Annotated in this window: 7 protein-coding genes; 6 read left to right on the forward strand and 1 reads right to left on the reverse strand. The window is 58.1% G+C overall.

Features of this window, described 5'->3' with window-relative positions; translation table 11 throughout:
• Nucleotides 1-494 (reverse strand): aldo/keto reductase (locus ABJQ89_RS09705; protein WP_348496049.1); only part of this gene is annotated, 494 nt, incomplete at its 3' end.
• Between the two features lie 101 nt (nt 495-595).
• On the opposite strand from ABJQ89_RS09705, the gene ABJQ89_RS09710 reads away from it, so the two are divergent.
• From ABJQ89_RS09710 to rplX, 6 genes are all read left to right on the forward strand, one after another.
• The gene (locus ABJQ89_RS09710) at nt 596-1,486 is read left to right on the forward strand and encodes a LysR family transcriptional regulator (protein ID WP_348404232.1); all 891 of its coding nucleotides are present in this window, start codon (nt 596-598) and stop codon (nt 1,484-1,486) included.
• 104 nt (nt 1,487-1,590) lie between these two features.
• The gene (locus ABJQ89_RS09715; protein WP_348404233.1) at nt 1,591-2,211 is read left to right on the forward strand and encodes a TIGR02466 family protein; all 621 of its coding nucleotides are present in this window, start codon (nt 1,591-1,593) and stop codon (nt 2,209-2,211) included.
• Between the two features lie 264 nt (nt 2,212-2,475).
• Entirely contained in the window at nt 2,476-2,682 is a 207-nt protein-coding gene (rpmC, locus tag ABJQ89_RS09720) for a 50S ribosomal protein L29 (RefSeq protein WP_348404234.1), read from the forward strand.
• 11 nt (nt 2,683-2,693) lie between these two features.
• Nucleotides 2,694-2,933: a 30S ribosomal protein S17 gene (gene rpsQ / locus ABJQ89_RS09725; protein WP_013963208.1), complete on the forward strand. Its 240-nt coding sequence runs from the start codon at nt 2,694-2,696 to the stop codon at nt 2,931-2,933.
• A 69-nt stretch (nt 2,934-3,002) separates the two neighbouring features.
• Nucleotides 3,003-3,371, forward strand: a complete 369-nt coding sequence (rplN, locus tag ABJQ89_RS09730) for a 50S ribosomal protein L14 (protein WP_007118848.1) — start codon at nt 3,003-3,005, stop codon at nt 3,369-3,371.
• 2 nt (nt 3,372-3,373) lie between these two features.
• On the forward strand, nt 3,374-3,661 hold a 288-nt coding region (gene rplX, locus ABJQ89_RS09735; RefSeq protein ID WP_348496050.1), incomplete at its 3' end, for a 50S ribosomal protein L24.

Consider the following 3,661-nt stretch of genomic DNA (forward strand, 5'->3'; position numbering starts at 1 on the left):
GCATGGGCGCGGCGCAGGGTTTCGGGGCTGACCTCGCACAGACCGATCCGGTCGATTTTGCCCGCGTCCACCAACCGCGACAGGCCGCCCATCGTGTCTTCGATGTCTTGGTACGGGTTGATCCGGTGTACATAAAACAGATCAACACGGTCAACGCCGAGCCGTTTGAGCGACCCTTCGCAGGCGGTGCGGGCGTAGTCGGCGCTGTTGTTCAGGCTGCGGCTGTATTCACCGGGTTGGCGGACGATGCCAAATTTGGTCGCGACCTTGGGTTTGGCGCTCGATTGCGCCAGAAAACTGCCGATTAAGTCTTCGTTGTGATAGGGGCCGTACATATCTGCGGTGTCGAAAAAGTCGATACCAAGGTCGATGGCTTCGTGCAGTACGCGCATGGATATGTCGTCGTCTCGGGGGCCGTAGAATTCGCTCATACCCATGCAGCCCAGACCGATAGCCGAAACTTTGAAGCCTTGCCCGAGTGTTCGATAGTCCATGCGGATCTCCTTGCCTTGTGCGTTGACGTCAAAACTGGCATTTCCATTTCGAAAGGAAAACCGCAGCAAATGGCAATCAGGTTTCCAAAAATGGAAAGCGTATGAACACCGAAATCATTTGGGATGATATCCGCGCGTTCTTGGCCGTTGCCCGTGCTGGCACGTTGAGCGGTGCGGCCGCGGCGTTGGGTGTGGGGATCGCGACGGTTTCACGGCGTGTAGAACGGTTGGAACGGGCGATTGGCCAGCCGCTTTTTGCGCGGCATCATTCGGGGTACCGGTTGACCGAGGATGGATCGTCCCTGATTGAGCGGGCCGAAGAGATGGAGGCAAATGCCTTGGCGCTCGCGACTGGGTCGCGACATGAAGCAGCGGTGTCGGGCACCGTGCGGCTCGCGACGGCCGAAAACCTGGCGACGGGGTTGATTTTGCCAGCACTTGGGTCATTGAAAGCGCAATATCCACGGCTATCGTTAGAGATCATAACCGATATCGCGACGGCCAATCTGCACCGCCGCGACGCGGATATTGCGCTGCGGATGGTCAAACCTGACCGGGGGAACGTGTCGTTGCAAAGGTTGGGCGCGCTTGGCTACGGCTTGTACGGCGCGCCTGCCTATGTGTCTGCGCGGCGCAGGGTGCCGGATGCGGGCGCGCTGGACACCGATGATATCATTGCGTGGTCAGACAACTACGCGCATCTGCCAGCCGCACAATGGATCGAACGCGCCTTGCAGGGCCGTGCGCCTGTGCTGGTGACCACGTCATTGGCGGGGCAGTTGGTCGCGTGCGAACACGGTTTGGGTTTGGCGGTGGTGCCGCATTTTCTCGCGCGGGGACGCGATCTGGTGTGCTTGGATGCGGATCTTGGGGTCGATCAGCCGATCTGGCTCGTGACGCAATCTGATATGGTGCATTCACGTCGTGTGGGCGTGGTGGCGGACTTTCTGCGTGATCTGGTCAAGACGCACCGGGCTGCCCTTAGTGGGTGACACGTGCGTTTAGGCGTTGCGTCGTCGTGGCCAACCGGTGGGGGCATGCAAAAGATCGTGCCTGCCGGTCTCGCCACTGATCGCGGGCTCGGTTAATAGGGGGTATGAGCACCGTAGATTCCCTCTTTGTGACCCGCCTGTACCGCGCCGATCTCTCCGAGAAGACGCCCCCTATTGACGCCGCTGAACTGGAGGCCTCGTGTTGGTCTATCGCGCAGGATGACGAGGCGGGGCAGGATTGGTGCGACGAAAACGGCTTTCCCGGCTACACCAGTTATGCGTCGTTGACGGATCTGCCCTATCGGTTCCCGATTTTTAAAGATCTGGTCAAGACGCTCGACAAACACGTCAAAGCCTTTGCCAAGGAACTGGCGTTTGATCTGGGCGACCGGCCGTTAAAGCTTGAAGATCTGTGGATCAATATCCTGCCACCCGGCGGTATCCATACGGGACACATCCACCCGCATTCTGCGATCAGTGGCACCACCTACGTGGCCGTGCCCGATGGCGCCAGCGCGATCAAATTCGAAGACCCGCGGTTGGCGATGATGATGTCGGCGCCCCCACGGATGAAAGACGCCCCGCAAGATCTGCGGAGTTTTAACTATATTACACCCAAGGTCGGCGAAGTCCTTTTGTGGGAAAGCTGGCTGCGCCACGAAGTGCCGTTGAATATGGCCGAAGAAGAGCGGATTTCGGTCAGTTTTAACTACAGTTGGGCGTGATTTCGGACACCGCTGCGCCGGGCCGGCTGTGGCCTTGATGGTGTGGTGATGCGCTGCGGGCGTGATCGCGCCGGGGCGTAAAGGTCGGCGGGGTATCGCGGGGCGATATCGACGTTTGCGCAGGCCCCGAAGGGGGTTGCTATGTGCCCGCAACCCTCCTATACGGCCCCTTCATCATGAACTCCACGGGAATCAGGGTGACCAATTGCATTGGACAAAACGATGCGCATTGGGCCTGCCTGTGATGTTGAAAGGAATAAGGCGATGAACGCCAAGGAACTACACGATAAGACCCCTGACCAGCTGCGCGAAGAGCTGGCCAACCTGAAAAAAGAACAGTTTAACCTGCGCTTCCAACAGGCCACTGGCCAGCTGGAAAACGCATCGCAGCTGCGCACAGCGCGTCGCAATGCGGCCCGTGTGAAAACTGTGTTGAACCAAAAAGCGGCTTCGGCCGCAGCGTCTGAGTAAGGAGAGCACCCATGCCAAAGCGTATTCTGTCCGGCGTCGTGACCTCTGACGCGAACGCACAAACAGTAACCGTTTCCGTGGAGCGCCGCTTTACGCACCCGGTTCTGAAGAAAACCATCCGTAAGTCCAAAAAATACCGGGCGCACGATGAGAACAACACATTCAAAACGGGCGACGCTGTTCGCATCGTTGAATGTGCACCAAAGTCGAAGACCAAACGTTGGGAAGTGTTGCAAGCCGCTGAGGCCTGAAGCACCCCTGCTTAATCGAAACCCTAGGGATCAGGCACGCATCGCCCCCTACAGGTCGGGAGAAACCAAATGATCCAGATGCAGACCAACCTGGATGTTGCTGACAACAGCGGCGCGCGCCGTGTTCAGTGCATCAAGGTATTGGGTGGTTCCAAGCGTAAATACGCATCCGTCGGCGACATTATTGTCGTGTCGGTCAAGGAAGCCATCCCCCGCGGTCGTGTGAAGAAAGGTGACGTCCGGAAGGCCGTTGTTGTTCGCACCGCCAAGGAAGTTCGCCGCGACGACGGTACCGCGATCCGCTTTGATCGCAACGCTGCTGTCATCCTCAACAACAACAACGAGCCCGTAGGTACACGTATCTTTGGCCCAGTTGTGCGTGAGCTGCGTGCGAAAAACTTCATGAAAATCATCTCGCTCGCTCCGGAGGTGCTGTAATCATGGCTGCTAAGTTGAAAAAAGGTGACAAGGTCATCGTATTGGCTGGCAAGGACAAAGGCAAAACAGGGACGATCTCGTCCGTGGCGCCCAAGACCGGTAAGGCCATCGTGGACGGCGTGAATATCTCTATTCGCGCCACACGTCAGTCTCAGGAAAGCCAAGGCGGCCGCATCCCCAAAGCGATGCCGATCGACTTGAGCAACCTCGCCTATGTGGACGCCAACGGCAAAGCGACGCGCGTTGGGTTCAAGATGGACGGTGACAAAAAAGTGCGTTTCGCCAAGACA

Source organism: Planktotalea sp. (assembly GCF_039984035.1).
Classification (GTDB): Bacteria; Pseudomonadota; Alphaproteobacteria; order Rhodobacterales; family Rhodobacteraceae; genus Planktotalea.

Bases quoted from the DNA above. Each gene is read 5' to 3' on its own strand.
- ABJQ89_RS09710 (WP_348404232.1), top strand. From the start codon at position 596: ATGAACACCGAAATCATTTGGGATGATATCCGCGCGTTCTTGGCCGTT.
- ABJQ89_RS09715 (WP_348404233.1), top strand. From the start codon at position 1,591: ATGAGCACCGTAGATTCCCTCTTTGTGACCCGCCTGTACCGCGCCGAT.
- rpmC (WP_348404234.1), top strand. From the start codon at position 2,476: ATGAACGCCAAGGAACTACACGATAAGACCCCTGACCAGCTGCGCGAA.
- rplN (WP_007118848.1), top strand. From the start codon at position 3,003: ATGATCCAGATGCAGACCAACCTGGATGTTGCTGACAACAGCGGCGCG.
- rpsQ (WP_013963208.1), top strand. From the start codon at position 2,694: ATGCCAAAGCGTATTCTGTCCGGCGTCGTGACCTCTGACGCGAACGCA.